Here is a 14,425-nt window from a genome sequence, read left to right as displayed (position 1 = left end):
ACAGCCAGTAATGGTAGATTCAGACCCGTTCGGTGCGATCCGTGAATTCGAACACGGTGACACCACATACAAGATGGCGGACCTGACAGTCCTCGAAGAACAGGGCCTTTGCGAACTCGACAAGCTACCGGTCAGCATTCGAATCCTCCTCGAATCTGTCCTTCGGAACGTCGACGACGACACGGTTTCCGAAGACGACGTGCGAAACGCGGCCTCGTGGGAGCCCGACGTACCGAATGTCGAAGTTCCGTTTACGCCGTCTCGCGTCGTCCTGCAGGACCTGACGGGGGTCCCGGCCGTCGTTGACCTCGCAGCACTGCGCTCCGCGGCAGACCGCGCTGGCGAGGACCCGAGAATCGTCGAGCCCGAGGTCCCGTGTGACCTCGTCATCGACCACAGCGTGCAGGTCGATTACTTCGGCAGCGAAGACGCCTACGAGAAGAACGTCGAACTGGAGTACGAGCGCAACGCCGAGCGCTACAAGGCGCTCAAGTGGGCGCAAAACGCCTTCGACAACTTCAGCGTCGTGCCACCGGGAACCGGCATCGTCCACCAGGTGAACCTCGAACACCTCGGGCGCGTCGTCCACGACCGAGAGTGGCGCGACGACCAGTGGCTCCTGCCCGACACCCTCGTCGGCACCGACAGCCACACCCCGATGATTGGCGGTATCGGCGTCGTCGGCTGGGGCGTCGGCGGCATCGAGGCCGAAGCGGCGATGCTCGGCCAGCCGATTACGATGAAGCTCCCCGAAGTCGTCGGCGTCAAACTCGAAGGCGAACTGCCCGAGGGCGCGACCGCGACGGACCTCGTGCTGCACGTCACCGAGCAACTCCGCGAGGTCGGCGTCGTCGACCGCTTCGTCGAGTTCTTCGGCCCCGGCGTCCAGAACCTCTCTGTCCCCGACCGGGCGACCATCTCGAATATGGCCCCCGAACAGGGCTCGACTATCAGCGTCTTCCCGGTGGACGAGGCCACGCTGGACTACCTCGAACTCACCGGCCGCGACCCGGAGCACATCGAACTCGTCCGCGAATATCTCGAATCGCAGGGCCTCTTCGGCGAGCAGCACCCCGAGTACACCGAGACGGTCGACGTCGACCTCTCGGCTGTCGAACCGAGCCTCGCCGGGCCGAAGCGCCCGCAGGACCGCGTCCCGATGGGCGACATGAAGACCCACTTCCGCAAACTCGTCCACGGCGAGTTCGAAGACCAACTTGACGACTACGACGAACGCGAACTCGAACAGTGGTTAGGCGAGGGCGGGAGCGACCCTGAACTCGCCGGTGACGGCGGCGCGGCCGCCGCAGTCGAAGCCGATGCCGACCTCGACCCCCTGACGAAGCGCGTCGAAGTCGACCTCGGCGACGGTGAGACGGCCGAAATCGGCCACGGAAGCGTCGTCGTCAGCGCAATCACGAGCTGTACGAACACCTCGAATCCCTCGGTCATGGTCGCCGCGGGACTCCTCGCCCGAAACGCGGTCGAAAAGGGACTCGACGTGCCAAACTACGTCAAGACGAGTCTCGCGCCCGGAAGTCAGGTCGTCACGGAGTACCTGAAGAAGGCCGAACTGCTTCCGTACCTCGAAGACCTCGGCTACGACGTGGTCGGCTACGGCTGTACGACCTGTATCGGCAACGCCGGACCGCTTCCCGATCCTATCGAGAACGCCATCGACGACCACGACCTGTGGACGACGAGCGTCCTGAGTGGCAACCGGAACTTCGAGGCGCGCATCCACCCGAAGATTCGCGCGAACTACCTCGCGAGTCCGCCACTCGTCGTCGCCTACGGCCTCGCCGGACGGATGGACATCGACCTCGAAACCGACCCGCTCGGCACCGACGAAGACGGCGAACCGGTCTACCTCGCCGACATCTGGCCGGACACGACGGAAGTCCAAGAGACCATCCACGACAGCGTCGACCCCTCGATGTTCCGCGAGAAGTACGCGGAAGTGTTCGAAGGCGACGAGCGCTGGGACGCGCTCGAAGCGCCGACCGGCGACGTGTACGAATGGGACGACGAATCCACCTACATCCGCGAACCGCCGTTCTTCAAAGACTTCCCGCTGGAGGAACCCGGCGTCTCGAACGTCGAAGACGCCCGCTGCCTCCTGACGCTCGGCGACACCGTGACGACCGACCACATCAGTCCCGCCGGACCGTTCGGGTCTGACCTCCCGGCAGGCCAGTGGCTCATGGACCACGGCGTCGACCCCGTCGACTTCAACACCTACGGCTCTCGCCGCGGCAACCACGAAGTGATGATGCGCGGGACGTTCGCCAACGTCCGTATCGAGAATCAGATGCTCGACGGCGTGGAAGGCGGCTACACCATCCACCACCCGACGGGCGAGGAGACCACGGTCTTCGAGGCGAGCGAACGCTACCGCGAGGAAGACACCCCGCTTGTCGTCCTCTCGGGCGTCGAGTTCGGGACCGGTTCGAGTCGTGACTGGGCGGCCAAAGGAACGGACCTCCTCGGCGTGAAAGCGACCATCGCCGAGAGCTACGAGCGCATCTACCGCGACAACCTCGTCGGCATGGGCGTTCTGCCGCTCCAGTTCGAAGACGGCGACTCGTGGGAGTCGCTCGGACTCGACGGCTCTGAGCACTTCGACATCCGCGGCCTCGACGACGGCCTCGACGTCAACGACGAACTCACCGTCGTCGCCACGAAAGACGACGGAACCGAAGTCGAGTTCGACGTGACCGCACAGGTCGGCACTCCGGCCGCAGTTCGGTACGTCGAAAACGGTGGTATCCTCCACTACGTCCTGCGCCGCCTGCTCACGCAGAACTGAGGGCGTTCCGGTGGGGTAACTCCCGAGCGGGACGACTACTGCTCGCCGCGGCTCACGTCGCGGCCCTCGTCGTATCCTTCTAAGAAGAGCGCGATTATCCCGTAGCCAGCGCCGACAAACAGGAGGAGACCGACACCCCCCCACAGGAGGTTGCCCGTTGCGAGTTCCCGAAGCAACCCGAATCCGAGTATCGCAACAATCCCAAGCAGGGTACCAAGGATTCCTCGCTGGAGAGTGGACGCGAACTGGCCGGTCTTGGAGTCGGTAGCGGTCACACTATTTTCATCAGGGTAACAGATGTAAACCACTTCGGTCTGTCTCCGCGCTCCGCCGAGCGCATCTTCATGCTCTTTGGTGGCGTAGTCTGTGCAGCTATGTCCACAGTCACACCGACCGTCCAGCCAACCCTGTCAGTGCTCGCCCGACGCGGTCTCACGGCCGTCGCCGTCTCCATCGCTGGGAACGGACTCCTCTTGGCGCTCGTCCTCGCAAGTGGGGTAGTACAACCGTTCATGCCACTTTCGTACCCGCCGGTGCTGTTCCTCTCCGCGGCGGGTGCTATCGGTGCGACGCTCGTGTATGGACTGCTCTCGCGGCGCGTCGAAAATCCAGACCGGACGTTCCTCCGGGTCGCAGTCGCGGCATTGGTGCTGTCGTTCCTCCCGGATATCGGCCTCCTCTTCGGCGACCCGCAAGCGACGATTCTAGGCGTGCTCGTGTTGATGGTGATGCACGTCGTCGTCGCCGCCGTGTGCGTGGGGACGTTGACTCGGCTCGGGCGAGCACGTCGCAGCGGCTAAATACGATTCAGACGCTGGCGAGCGCTTGTATCCACTTCTTGCTGTGTTGGTCGATACTGATTGCTCCGAAGCCCGCATCGTCGAGAAGTGACCGAATTTGCTCGGGACGATAGCGTTCGAAGTACCGACCGGTGGCGTCGAATCCGCTCTCGTCGCCGTGTTTCAACGATAAGTAGAGCGTCCCATCATCGTCGAGCACTCGGCTGAACTCGCAAAGCGTCTCTGGTGCGTCTTCGCGTGGAACGTGGAGGAAGGATGCACAACTCCAGACGCCGTCGAACGTGTCGTCTGCAAACGGAAGCCGTCGCATGTCACCGCGGGCGAACGACGCGTCGGGGACCTCCGCGGCCGCGGTTTCGATGAACGACGCCGTGAGGTCGAATCCGGTGACCTCGAACCCGTCGTCGTTGAACGTCTGCGTATCACGTCCGGGACCGCATCCAGCGTCCAACACACGCTCGCCCGAGAGGGCTTCGTAGAACTCGTCGCCGAAGCGTGCAGCGATAGATTCGGAGCGATATTTCTCGACGAACGCGTCGGCGTCGCTCTCGTAGACGGTCGTTGTGCGAGAGACTTCGTCCATGGCGTCCGGTCAGCGACGATGGTTGTCAATTTTCCGCACCCGTCGTGGTGCTCGACTCCTCGAACGTTATCGAACGTGGCTGTACGTTGGGACCGGGGCACCAACCGTGAGCAGTGTATCTGGCCAGAGCCATGCTTCGGGTTTCTTCGTGTCGCAAATAATCTCGAACAAGAGCCGATATAATCTCCTTACACATCCCTAGTCACAGTGTTTTTGTGTCAGAGCTGATTCGGACGTGATACCCACCAGCACGCCCGTCTCAGGGCACTGTGGACCCATCTATCAATGCGTACTGAAGCACGAGAATTAGCGACCGACCTGCAGTCGATTTCCACGTTCGACGACTTCACCGGCTACGAAGACGGCCGCGCGTTCGTCATCTGCGACACGAAGAACCCGAACGCGTGGATTCGCTCCGACGAGACGCGACCGGTCTCGGACTGACGGCTGCGCTGACGACGGCGGACTCACAGTGGCGTCTTCAGCGTAAGAGTCGTCTAAATCAGCGGCAGTCCCGACAGACGTACTCTGTCGTTGCTCCCAGATGCGCCCACTCTGGACGCGCGATGTACGCGCCGCACTCCATACACTCGGTCCAGTAGACCATGTGGTCGTGTTCGAGAACACGCCCAGCCGCAAGGCCAACGTCTACCGGTTCGCGACTGATGACGACGTGCGTGTCGGTCACTGCCGCGACCGTCCCGTCGAAGGGTGCGTGCTGGGCGTTGCTGATACCGTCTTGTCCCGGCACCGAAATCATCTCACCAGCTTCGACCCATTGTCCGACATCGACAAGTGGCTGGCTGGGTGCGACGAGTGAGCCGAATCCGGGGTTGGTGATGAGTGGGATGCGAACCTCGTTCGGTTCGAGCGTGCTCGGTTCAGTCTCGTGGTCTCGGTCCCAGTCACGGGCGTTGAGGACGTTGATTCGCTCGTTGCCCAGCGTGTTCTCTTCGACTTCTGTCCTATCGAGAACGAGCAGGCAGTTGGTGCGCTTCGTGACGCCGAATTCCTCGGGCGGGCCTTCGATTTCGAAGCACCACCCTGGCCCGCCGTCAGCGAGCACCTCGTCGTCTCGGAGGTCGTCGGGTGACCGCCCGGCCGCCTCAAGAAGGTCGGACGCCGGGGTCCCGACCGGAACCTTGAGGAACCGGTGGCGGGGAACGTTGCCGTCCACGTGGACGTACTTGTGCGTCACCGACTGTCCACTCTCCAGCGCCCGGTAGATGTTGAACATCGTCTCCGTGTTCTGGACGAGCCATCCCTGGTCCATCGGCAGTTCGTTGCGCAGGGCCACGCCAGCAACGACACGGAGCAGCACGCTCTCCATGCCGTACTCGTACCTGTCGTCCGTGTACGCGATGACGAGTCCCGACTCTCCAGTGGGGTCTATCGGAAGGTCCTCCGGAAGATACACCGTCGCATCGGTCGCGCCCTCGACGTTTCGCATCCACCGTTCGCGGTGCTTCGCTTTCGCACACACGACGACGAGTTCGACCGTGTTCTCCAGAAGTAAGTCGAAGAACTCGGCGTACAATTCGGCGTGCGTGTCACCCAGCCACTTGTCGATGTAGTAGTTCGGCTCGCTCTCCTGGTGGTTCATCAAGAGGGACGACACCTCGTCGATGCGCTCCCACTTCGCATGCGTCGGGAACCCAGCACCGCCCGCCCCGGCGATACCAGCGTTCTTGAGCGTCGTCGCGAGCGCTGATACGTCGGCCTGTTTGAGATTCTGAAGGCTCACGCTCATGGTTCTATGTAATAATATGTGTGGACACATCTATACCAGTTTCGTTATTCATAGCATATTTGGAATGGTTGATAGACAATATTTCGCACAATTTGGGCACGAACATATTCGATACCGTTCTTTCACTCTCGGAATCGCTGTGTCTCTTAATCGAACCAGGTCTCGAAGCGCTAGCTGTACCGATGACTATTGTCTCACCCACCTCACGGCGGCGACTGCTCTCGACAACCGGAGGCGTCCTCGTCGCGGGCGTACTGGGAGGCTGCCTCGGTGGGTCGAAGCCAGGCAGCGACGGGTCTGCTCCCGAAACACTCGACTCAGGCCTCCCGTCGCGGGTAGAGGTCACGATGACATCTCGACCGACCCCGAAGTTCGAACCCCGTCTGGCCCACGTCGCGGTCGGCGGGACCGTCGTCTGGACGCTCCACTCCGGCGACCACGACTCGACGGCGTACCATCCCGACACCTATGGTCCAGACCGTATCCCACCCGGCACCGAGCCATGGGCTAGCGACACGATGAGTTCCGTGGGCGAGACGTTCGAACAGACGTTCGACACACCCGGAGTGTACGACTACGTCGATACACAGGCGGTCTGTACAGCTCACGAGCAGATTGGAAACGTCGGCCGCGTCGTCGTCGGATGGCCGGAACTCGATCCGGAGACACAGCCCGCGCTTCGACCGCCGCAGTCGGAACTCCCGCGAATCGCGCGAACCAGAATTGAGGAGTTGAACGACCAGACGCACTCGTTGCTCGCCGACGAGGGCACCACGACCACTGAAGAATCATGACTACTCCATCACGCCCCGTCAGCCGACGAACAGTGCTGAGGGCGGCTGGCGTCGCTGCAACCATCGGCGTCGCCGGGTGCCTCTCCGGACGCAACCGACCAACAAACGTCACGTTGGACCCGCCGGAGAACTACGACAAGCTCGTCGAGGCCGACCTGCCGTATCCAATCTACGGCGAGAAACTGCCGGCCGTCACGGTCCCCGGCGTCGTCCACGACCGACCGGTCTCGACCCGGGAGTTCGTCGGCGAGCGTCATCTGCTCTTGACGTTCGTCTACACGCGGTGTAACGGCATCTGTCTCAACTTAGGACAGAACCTCGTTCACGTGCAAGCCCGCGCTGCTGACGCCGGCTTCACCGAGGACATCGCCGTCGCTGGAATCTCGTTCGACCCGGAACACGACACACCGACACGACTCCGGGCGTGGGGCGCAAAACGCGGCCTCGACTACGACCTCGGGAACTGCTATCTCATGCGCCCCGAATCACCAAAACGAGCGAGGACCGTCGTCGAGGATACCTTCGGCGAGGCGTACAAACACGAAGAGGGGGCCAAGATGCCGTTTCTCCACAGTGGTCTCATCCTCCTCGTCAACGACGAAGGCGTGGTCGAACGGTCCTACGCCGGGGACCCACCGAACCCGACGGCCGTCATCGACGACGTCGAAGCGCTCGTGGAGGTGTAGACGATGCGTCGCCGCGACCTCCTCGCTGGACTCGCCGGAGCGGCAACACTGGGGGCCGGAGCGTACGCCGTCGGCGGGACCACCGGTCTCGGCAGTGGCCCGAGGGGCGTCGAACCAGTCGCGTTGACCGCCATCGAGGCACCAAGAAGTCACGGAGAAACGCTAACGGTTCCCGAGCGGGGACGAGTGACGCTCGTCGAGTTCTTCGCTACGTGGTGTGACGTCTGCGCCGCATCGATGGCCCCGCTCGGCGAGGCCTACGACCGCGTCGGCGACGACGTGCAGTTCGTTTCCGTGACCAACGAACCGCTCGGCCACGCCGTCACCCGCGCCGAGATTCGTGAGTGGTGGGTCGAACACGACGGGACGTGGCCTGTCGCACCCGACGAAGACCTCGCGCTCACAGAGGCGCTGGGTGCCAGTGCCGTTCCGATGGTCGTCGTCCTCGACGCCGACAACGTCGTCACGTGGAGTGCGAAGGGCAAGCACTCGGCAGAGACGCTCGTCTCCCGTATCGAAGAGGCCCGCGGAGGGAACGATGATTAGCCCGGAGACCGCAGGCGCGGCCATGCTCGCACTCGGTGCAGCCGTGGCGACGTTCTTCTCGCCGTGTGCGTACGCCCTCCTGCCGGGGTACGTCGGCTATTACGTATCGAGCGTCGAAGACGAATCTGACGCCGGCGCTCCAGTCGTCGGTGCCACCGTCCGCGGTGGAGCGGCATTCCTTGGCGTCGTGGTCGTCTTCACCGTGTTATCCGTTGGAATCCTGCTCTTGGGGCGTTCAATCGAACCCGTCCTCGGCGTCCTCGAACCACTCGTCGGCGTCGGGTTACTCGCGCTCGGTATCGCAGTCCTCGTCGGCTACAGCCCGGATATTCACGTCCAGTTACCCGAGCGCCGGGCGTCGAAACTCGGCTTCGTGCTGTTCGGTGGCGGCTACGCCATCGCCGCCGCTGGCTGTGTCGCACCCGTGTTTCTGGCGATTGTCCTCCGGGCGGTGACGTTCCCGCCCGGTCCGGCACTCGTCGCCCTCGGCGCGTACACGGTCGGCTTCGGCGGACTCCTTCTGGGTACCACTGTCGCTATCGCAGTGGGTCACAGAGGACTTCTGGACTGGCTTGGTCGTCGAAAGCGGTATCTCGATGGCATCGCTGGCGTGGTGCTCGTCGGCGCAGGAATCTGGCAGGTCGTGGTCGCGCTCTGATTCGGTTAGGGTTGGTCGCGGGTGAGCGTTCCGAGCGAGAGTGCCGCGACGATGGTCAAGAGGTCGGCCGTGACCAGTTCGAGTGCGAACCTCCAAAGGAGGATGACGAACGGATGGAACGAAGTGAAGTGCCAAAATTCGGACCGGGTGACCAGTCCCAGCAAAAGATCTCTCGTGCCCGTCCAAAAGACGAAGTATGCAGTGGCCTGTCCAAGAAGCGACCCAGCAAGTATGACGACGACGATTCCGGGGAGAATAGATTGTACGTCGAGCGGCGAGTCGAATCGGCGAGCGACGACGAACAAGACGACAAATAGGATAACCGGATCGAACGGAAAGGCTCCCATCACGAATACAATCCACTCGAACAACGAGAGACTAAACGTGTGAGACTGCACGCCGCGGAGGTAAACTTCGTACGTCGCGGCGAACCCGCCGAAAAACAGGGTGAGAGCGATCACCCCCGAGCGTGATTGCGACGTTCCGGTCTCGATAGGGGTCGAGGAGAGACGAGTAGCGAGACATCTCTCCAAGTATTATTCGATTTGACATGTATCTTTGGTGTTACTGTCTCGCCCACACTCGGCTCCAGGCGATTCGATAACAGGAGATTATGGGCCCCATGGGGTTCGAACCCATGACCACCCGGTTATGAGCCGAGCGCTCTGACCAGACTGAGCTAGGGGCCCTCGGTCGATTCTTTCCCCCGGTTCCTCTTATGTCTTATCAGAAGGCGTCGTCGGAAAGTACGAAAGACCATCAACTCACGACGCGAGAGACAGAGAAGCGCCACCGCCAGGACTCGAACCTGGGACAACCTCGTGACTGCGGACGGCAGCCGAAACTGCAATCCCTAACAGCGAGGTGCTCTACCAACTGAGCTACGGCGGCTCTCACCTCACCGTACCGACGGCTGGCTAAAGTGGATTTCGTTTCGCTTCGAGCGTGAATTCACCGACGAGCGTCGAGAGAGTCGCAGAAGAGACGCGTCACTCGAAGGCGTTGAAAGTGAGAGAAGCGCCACCGCCAGGACTCGAACCTGGGACAACCTCGTTAACAGCGAGGTGCTCTACCAACTGAGCTACGGCGGCTTTCGTCCGCACTCCTTCGTATTCGACGTTTCTTGATAGGGCTTTCGTTTCCACCCGACGGCTGTCGGGTGCCATCGTCTCACGCGGCCGCGGCAGCACCGTCACGCTTTCGCCCGCAGGCGCGGAAGCGTCGCCCATGACGAATTCGGACCTCGATGCAGTCGTCGCCGCGGTCCGCGAGCGCATCGACCCCGACGAGGAGGAACGTCGGGCGCTCGCGGATGCGGCGGCGGAACTGGAGTCACGCGTCTACGACGCCCTCGACGACCTGCCGGTGGATGCCGACGTGCTCCAAGTCGGCAGCACCGCCCGCGGAACGTGGCTCTCCGGTGACCGCGATATCGACCTCTTCGTTCGGTTTCCCGAGGAGCTCCCCCGAGACGAACTGGAGTCCTACGGTCTCGACATCGGCCACGCAGTCCTCCCTAACGGCCACGAAGAGTACGCCGAACACCCCTACGTGAAAGGCGACTACGACGGCTTCGACGTCGACCTCGTCCCCTGTTACGACGTGCCCACGGCCCCCGAGATTCGCTCGGCGGTCGACCGCACGCCCTTCCACAACGAATATCTCGTCGAACATCTCGACGACGACCTCGCGGCCGACGTGCGCGTGTTCAAGCGCTTCTTGAAAGGCATCGGTGCGTACGGGAGCGACCTCCGTACAGAGGGCTTTTCGGGCTACCTCGCAGAGTTGCTCATCCTCGAATACGGTGGGTTCGAACCGCTTCTTCGCGCCGCCACCGACTGGCACCCGCCCGTCGAGTTCGACCCCGAAGACCACGGCACGCGCTCGTTTTCGGACCCGCTCGTCGTCATCGACCCGACGGACCCCGAACGAAACGTCGCGGCCGTCTGCTCGGCCGAAAACGTCGCCCGTCTCCAGCACTACGCCCGCGACCTGCTGTCGAATCCGCGCGAGGCACTCTTTTTCAACTCCGCGCCACCAGCACTCGACGCTGACGGAGTCCGCAAGCACATCGACCGGCGCGGAACTACCCCGCTCGCCATCGTCTTCGACGCGCCGGACCTCGTCGACGACCAACTGTATCCGCAACTCAGAAAGTCGATTTCGGGGGTCGCTGACGGACTCGACCGACGCGAGTTCGACGTGTTCCGCGCGACGACGTTCGCCGCCGACGAGGCCGTGTTGTTCGTCGAACTCGCAGTGTCCGAGCGACCCGCAGTCGAACGACACGTGGGACCGCCCGTCCACGTCCGCCAGCACGCCGAAGGCTTCTACGGGGCGTACGCCGAGGGCAACGACCACTACGGGCCGTTCCTCGACGGCGACCGCTACGTGGTCGAACGAGACCGCGAGTTCACGTCCGCGACTGACTTCGTGACGAGCGACGCGCTGTTCGACGTGGCACTCGGAAAGCACGTAGAATCGACGCTGCGAGAAGACGGCTACGAGGTGTTCGTCGGCGACGAGGTGGCCACCCTCGCCGAGACGTTCGGAGCCGAGTTAGGTTGGTTCTACGACCCGAGACCGTGAACGTCGCGAATTTCGTCGATTAAGTCGAGATTCTTCTGCTCTGGGTCCTCGTCTGGGTCCATCGCGAGTCGGCCGTCGAAGGTCTCGTGGACGATAGCGACGCCCTCCGAAAGTGTGTCAAGCCCGTAGCCGCCTTCGAGAACGAACGAGAGTGCCGTGTCGGTGTCGTCACACAGGTCGCGAACGCGTTCTGTGAGCATGGCGTAGCCTTCCGTCGAAACGCGCATCCGAGAGATTGGGTCGTGTCGGTGTGCGTCGAAGCCAGCGCTGACGATGAACAGGTCGGGGTCGAATCGCTCGACTGCGGGGGCGATGGTCTCCTCGAACGAGTAGACGTAGTCGGCGTCGCCCGCGCCAGCGCGAAGCGGGATGTTCAGTGTCGTCCCTTCGGCACCGTCCGCGCCCGTCTCGTCGACCTCACCGGTACCGGGGTAGAGGCCGTCTTCGTGAATCGACACGTAGAACACGTCGTCGCGGTCGTAGAAGATATCCTGCGTGCCGTTTCCGTGGTGGACGTCCCAGTCGAAGATGGCGACGCGCTCGGCGAGGTCGTCGTCGATGACGGCCTGTGCGGCGACCGCCGCGTTGTTGAAGAAACAAAAGCCCATGGCGTCGTCTTCGACAGCGTGGTGACCCGGCGGACGGCCTAAGGAGAAGGGCGTCCGGCGGCCGTCGTCGCCGGAGAGCGCGGAGCGAGCGGCCCATTCAGCGAGTCCCGCAGACGCGAGTGCGGCGACCCACGTCTCCTCGACGGCGACGGTGTCTGGGTCCCAGTTGCCGCCGCCGCCGCGACAGAAGTCGTGGAATTCGTCCACGTAGTCGTCGTCGTGGACGGCCGCGACGGTGGATTTCACGGCGGGCGCGGCTTCGACGTATTCGACGCCGTGACGCTTCGCCAACCCGCGTCGAATCGCGCGGAGTCGGTCGGCAGTCTCTGGGTGTCGGGCCCCGGTATCGTGGTCGAGACACGATTCGTTGTAGCCGAAGCGCATTATTCGAAGAGAGAGAAGTAGGTCTCGATGTCCTCGGCTTGCACGGTTCGGCGACCGGCGTGGTGGGTGAGTTTGACGGCGGCACTCGCCACGTTAGTCGCGTAATCTTCGAGGATATCGGCCAGTGCGATTCGAGCATCCATTGCGACCCGATAGCGGTCGTCAATCTGGAGGCGAGCGATGCGGTCGATTGGTGCGACGGGGAGTTCGAGGTCGTCGCGCTCGACGACCTGTTCGACACCGAAATCCTCGGCCATCAACGTCTTGCGACCGTCTTCAGTCGCCCGCTCGGCCGCGTCGATTGCCAACTCGGCGCCGTGTTCCTGAATCCGGCGCGCGAGCTCCTCTGCGGCACCTGCACTGACGCGAAGGTTGCCCGCGTTCTGCCGGATAATCGCGTCTACCGGGGCGAACGGTAGCTCGACACTCATACCCACATATCGGGTCCGACCGGCGTATAATCCTTTCCGTAGCGGCGTCCATTGGATTTTACAAACCGCCGGCTCACCCGAGTCCACACGAGCGGTATCGGGATGTGACAAACACACCCGGTAGCGAGTGGACGCTCGTTACCGCTTTGCGCCGGTGTGGATTTCGACCGAGTCGGCACTGATTCGGCCGTCGGTCTCGGGACCGCTGACGGTCACTTCGTCTCCGAGACCGAGGTCGGCGTCGGTCTCGACGGTCTTCGTCTCCGAACCGTCGTCGAGGATGACCGGGTTCCCGGCCTGAACGACGGTGCCGGTGAACTCGACGACCTCGTCGCTGGATGCCGTGGTGTCGTCGGACGACTGACTGGACGAACTGGTCGACGATGTCGAGGCGGTCGACGCGTCCGATCCGCTGGACTCGCCCGAGAACGCGCCGAGTCCTTGCGAACTTGTCTGGTCTGCACCAGCGTCGTTGTCACCACCCGCGCCTGCAGGTGCGTCGTCCATGACCGTCACAGACGAGCGCCAGCCAGCGGACGCTTCGAGGTCGTCCTGCCAGCCGTCTTTGATTTCCACGTCGGTGATAACGACGTAATCGGCGAGGTCGACGTCGGTGTCGGCTTTCTCGCCCCAGAGGGCGACGCGAATGTCGCCCGTGTCGTCGCGGACGCGGATGTTCCGAACCTGCCCTTCGGAGCCGTCGTCGCGGTCGAAGGTTCGCTTGGAGTCGGATTCGATGACGCCGCCGGCGATATCGACCGTCTGGCCGAGTTCGAGCGCACCGATGTCGGTCGTCTCAGGGACGTACTCGATATCCTCGTCGATGACTTCGACAGCGCCGCGCGACCCGACGTGGAGTTCGAGCGACCCGTCGCGCTCGCGGACGTAGCCGTCGACGATTTCGACCGACTGCCCGGCGTCGAGTTCCTCGACGAGGTCGGCGCGCTCGTCCCACATCGTGACGCGCACGCGACCCGTGGCGTCACCGACAGAGAGGTTCGAGACGCGGCCTTCGGAGCCGTCGTCGCGGTCGAACGTGCGGACGGTCCCCACGTCTAGAATCTTCCCTTTGAGGTTCACGTCCGAGAGCCCGAGTGCCAGGTCCTCGACGCGATAGGTGTCGAGTACCTTGACGTCGACTTCGGCGTCGGGGTCCTCTTCGACCTTGCTCGCGCTGACTTCGACGCCGCTGTAGCCGTCTTTCGGGCGGCCACCGATGCGGAGGACGGTGCCGACTTCGAGGTTTTCCTCTGCGCCAGCGGCCATCTCGTCCCACAGCGAGACGCGGATGCGACCCGTCTCGTCGGCGACTTCGATGTTGAGGACTTTGCCGTCTTCGTCCTCGCCGTCGCGCTCGAAGGTTCGAACGTCGCCGACGCTGACGACCTTGGCGAGGAACTTCACGTCCTCCATCCCCGGTTCGATGTCGGCGATGCCGTTTACCTCCTCGTCGCGGAGTTCGTGAGCGATGAGCATCGCCGCCGTCTCCTCGTCGGCGAGGCCGCCCATCTGCTCGACTTTGTCGTTCACCGCAGCCTCGAACTTCTCGAACTCGACATCCGTGTCGAGGTCGTCGTAGACGTCTTCGATGACGCCCATCAGGCGCCACCTCCATCGACGAAAGACGCACCGCGTCGCAGAACACACGTCGTACTCATTCTATGCACGAACAGGGAAGGCCGGCGCTTAAGCGTTGTTTTCCTCGTGATTCGGGCTTCGAAAAGCGCCCCGGAATCGAGTGACATAGCGGACCTGGAGTCGTCTTCCGGGATGAACCTTCGGTGTGC

The 14,425-nt window shown here is 63.0% G+C and carries 15 protein-coding genes and 3 tRNA genes; 8 read left to right on the top strand and 10 right to left on the bottom strand.

Annotation, left to right across the window (positions count from 1 at the left end):
- Positions 1–10 precede the first annotated feature (10 nt).
- Positions 11–2,809, top strand: a complete 2,799-nt coding sequence (locus tag C453_RS04795; RefSeq protein WP_008323042.1) for an aconitate hydratase — start codon at positions 11–13, stop codon at positions 2,807–2,809.
- A 35-nt stretch (positions 2,810–2,844) separates the two neighbouring features.
- Here the strand turns inward: C453_RS04795 and C453_RS04790 are convergent, their stop codons facing one another.
- Positions 2,845–3,084, bottom strand: a complete 240-nt coding sequence (locus C453_RS04790) for a hypothetical protein (RefSeq protein WP_049907500.1) — start codon at positions 3,082–3,084, stop codon at positions 2,845–2,847.
- A 99-nt stretch (positions 3,085–3,183) separates the two neighbouring features.
- On the opposite strand from C453_RS04790, the gene C453_RS04785 reads away from it, so the two are divergent.
- Positions 3,184–3,609, top strand: a complete 426-nt coding sequence (locus tag C453_RS04785; protein ID WP_008323040.1) for a DUF6069 family protein — start codon at positions 3,184–3,186, stop codon at positions 3,607–3,609.
- 7 nt (positions 3,610–3,616) lie between these two features.
- Here the strand turns inward: C453_RS04785 and C453_RS04780 are convergent, their stop codons facing one another.
- Positions 3,617–4,192: a class I SAM-dependent methyltransferase gene (locus C453_RS04780; RefSeq protein WP_008323039.1), complete on the bottom strand. Its 576-nt coding sequence runs from the start codon at positions 4,190–4,192 to the stop codon at positions 3,617–3,619.
- A gap of 285 nt (positions 4,193–4,477) precedes the next feature.
- On the opposite strand from C453_RS04780, the gene C453_RS20355 reads away from it, so the two are divergent.
- Positions 4,478–4,636, top strand: a complete 159-nt coding sequence (locus C453_RS20355) for a DUF7331 family protein (RefSeq protein WP_008323038.1) — start codon at positions 4,478–4,480, stop codon at positions 4,634–4,636.
- Between the two features lie 58 nt (positions 4,637–4,694).
- On the opposite strand, the gene C453_RS04775 is transcribed toward C453_RS20355, so the two are convergent.
- Positions 4,695–5,942 carry an NADH dehydrogenase gene (locus C453_RS04775; RefSeq protein ID WP_008323037.1) on the bottom strand — a complete coding sequence of 416 codons (1,248 nt, stop codon included), beginning with the start codon at positions 5,940–5,942 and terminating at the stop codon, positions 4,695–4,697.
- A 182-nt stretch (positions 5,943–6,124) separates the two neighbouring features.
- Here C453_RS04775 and C453_RS04770 point away from each other — a divergent pair, with 182 nt between their 5' ends.
- The 4 genes from C453_RS04770 to C453_RS04755 are packed head-to-tail and all read left to right on the top strand — an operon-like array spanning position 6,125 to position 8,626.
- Positions 6,125–6,736 (top strand): plastocyanin/azurin family copper-binding protein, encoded by a 612-nt coding sequence (locus tag C453_RS04770; RefSeq protein WP_008323036.1) that lies wholly within the window; start codon positions 6,125–6,127, stop codon positions 6,734–6,736.
- Positions 6,733–7,422, top strand: a complete 690-nt coding sequence (locus C453_RS04765; protein WP_241430665.1) for an SCO family protein — start codon at positions 6,733–6,735, stop codon at positions 7,420–7,422. Before C453_RS04770 ends, C453_RS04765 begins: the two co-directional genes overlap by 4 nt.
- Positions 7,423–7,425: 3 nt before the next feature.
- Positions 7,426–7,968, top strand: a complete 543-nt coding sequence (locus C453_RS04760) for a TlpA family protein disulfide reductase (protein ID WP_008323034.1) — start codon at positions 7,426–7,428, stop codon at positions 7,966–7,968.
- Positions 7,961–8,626, top strand: a complete 666-nt coding sequence (locus C453_RS04755) for a cytochrome c biogenesis protein CcdA (RefSeq protein WP_008323033.1) — start codon at positions 7,961–7,963, stop codon at positions 8,624–8,626. The genes C453_RS04760 and C453_RS04755 overlap by 8 nt, the downstream gene beginning before the upstream one ends.
- Before the next feature lie 5 nt (positions 8,627–8,631).
- Here C453_RS04755 and C453_RS04750 read toward each other — a convergent pair whose 3' ends face one another.
- The 4 genes from C453_RS04750 to C453_RS04735 all read right to left on the bottom strand — a co-directional run bounded on the left by C453_RS04750 (position 8,632) and on the right by C453_RS04735 (position 9,717).
- Positions 8,632–8,973, bottom strand: coding sequence for a hypothetical protein (locus C453_RS04750; protein ID WP_152418008.1), 342 nt, complete (start codon positions 8,971–8,973; stop codon positions 8,632–8,634).
- A 267-nt stretch (positions 8,974–9,240) separates the two neighbouring features.
- Positions 9,241–9,315 (bottom strand) — tRNA-Ile (locus tag C453_RS04745).
- Between the two features lie 98 nt (positions 9,316–9,413).
- Positions 9,414–9,517 (bottom strand) — tRNA-Asn (locus tag C453_RS04740).
- A 127-nt stretch (positions 9,518–9,644) separates the two neighbouring features.
- Positions 9,645–9,717: transfer RNA gene (locus C453_RS04735), tRNA-Asn, on the bottom strand.
- A 136-nt stretch (positions 9,718–9,853) separates the two neighbouring features.
- On the opposite strand from C453_RS04735, the gene cca reads away from it, so the two are divergent.
- On the top strand, positions 9,854–11,215 hold the full coding sequence (gene cca / locus C453_RS04730) for a CCA tRNA nucleotidyltransferase (protein WP_008323031.1): 1,362 nt from the start codon (positions 9,854–9,856) through the stop codon (positions 11,213–11,215).
- Here the strand turns inward: cca and C453_RS04725 are convergent.
- The 3 genes from C453_RS04725 to C453_RS04715 all read right to left on the bottom strand — a co-directional run bounded on the left by C453_RS04725 (position 11,197) and on the right by C453_RS04715 (position 14,237).
- Positions 11,197–12,207, bottom strand: coding sequence for a histone deacetylase family protein (locus tag C453_RS04725; RefSeq protein WP_008323030.1), 1,011 nt, complete (start codon positions 12,205–12,207; stop codon positions 11,197–11,199). The genes cca and C453_RS04725 overlap by 19 nt on opposite strands.
- Positions 12,207–12,638: a histone family protein gene (locus tag C453_RS04720; RefSeq protein ID WP_007544802.1), complete on the bottom strand. Its 432-nt coding sequence runs from the start codon at positions 12,636–12,638 to the stop codon at positions 12,207–12,209. The genes C453_RS04725 and C453_RS04720 overlap by 1 nt, the downstream gene beginning before the upstream one ends.
- A 138-nt stretch (positions 12,639–12,776) precedes the next feature.
- Positions 12,777–14,237 carry a single-stranded DNA binding protein gene (locus tag C453_RS04715; RefSeq protein ID WP_008323029.1) on the bottom strand — a complete coding sequence of 487 codons (1,461 nt, stop codon included), beginning with the start codon at positions 14,235–14,237 and terminating at the stop codon, positions 12,777–12,779.
- Positions 14,238–14,425 lie beyond the last annotated feature (188 nt).

The sequence above is a fragment of the Haloferax elongans ATCC BAA-1513 genome (assembly GCF_000336755.1).
Classification (GTDB): Archaea; Halobacteriota; Halobacteria; order Halobacteriales; family Haloferacaceae; genus Haloferax; species Haloferax elongans.
Note: the sequence above shows the minus strand (reverse complement) of the source record. Positions and strands in the feature narration are given on the sequence as shown.

Bases quoted from the DNA above. Each gene is read 5' to 3' on its own strand.
- C453_RS04795 (WP_008323042.1), top strand. From the start codon at position 11: ATGGTAGATTCAGACCCGTTCGGTGCGATCCGTGAATTCGAACACGGT.
- C453_RS04760 (WP_008323034.1), top strand. From the start codon at position 7,426: ATGCGTCGCCGCGACCTCCTCGCTGGACTCGCCGGAGCGGCAACACTG.
- cca (WP_008323031.1), top strand. From the start codon at position 9,854: ATGACGAATTCGGACCTCGATGCAGTCGTCGCCGCGGTCCGCGAGCGC.
- C453_RS04715 (WP_008323029.1), bottom strand. From the start codon at position 14,237: ATGGGCGTCATCGAAGACGTCTACGACGACCTCGACACGGATGTCGAG.
- C453_RS04765 (WP_241430665.1), top strand. From the start codon at position 6,733: ATGACTACTCCATCACGCCCCGTCAGCCGACGAACAGTGCTGAGGGCG.
- C453_RS04750 (WP_152418008.1), bottom strand. From the start codon at position 8,973: ATGGGAGCCTTTCCGTTCGATCCGGTTATCCTATTTGTCGTCTTGTTC.
- C453_RS04775 (WP_008323037.1), bottom strand. From the start codon at position 5,942: ATGAGCGTGAGCCTTCAGAATCTCAAACAGGCCGACGTATCAGCGCTC.
- C453_RS04785 (WP_008323040.1), top strand. From the start codon at position 3,184: ATGTCCACAGTCACACCGACCGTCCAGCCAACCCTGTCAGTGCTCGCC.
- C453_RS04770 (WP_008323036.1), top strand. From the start codon at position 6,125: ATGACTATTGTCTCACCCACCTCACGGCGGCGACTGCTCTCGACAACC.
- C453_RS04725 (WP_008323030.1), bottom strand. From the start codon at position 12,207: ATGCGCTTCGGCTACAACGAATCGTGTCTCGACCACGATACCGGGGCC.
- C453_RS04780 (WP_008323039.1), bottom strand. From the start codon at position 4,192: ATGGACGAAGTCTCTCGCACAACGACCGTCTACGAGAGCGACGCCGAC.
- C453_RS04720 (WP_007544802.1), bottom strand. From the start codon at position 12,638: ATGAGTGTCGAGCTACCGTTCGCCCCGGTAGACGCGATTATCCGGCAG.
- C453_RS04755 (WP_008323033.1), top strand. From the start codon at position 7,961: ATGATTAGCCCGGAGACCGCAGGCGCGGCCATGCTCGCACTCGGTGCA.
- C453_RS20355 (WP_008323038.1), top strand. From the start codon at position 4,478: ATGCGTACTGAAGCACGAGAATTAGCGACCGACCTGCAGTCGATTTCC.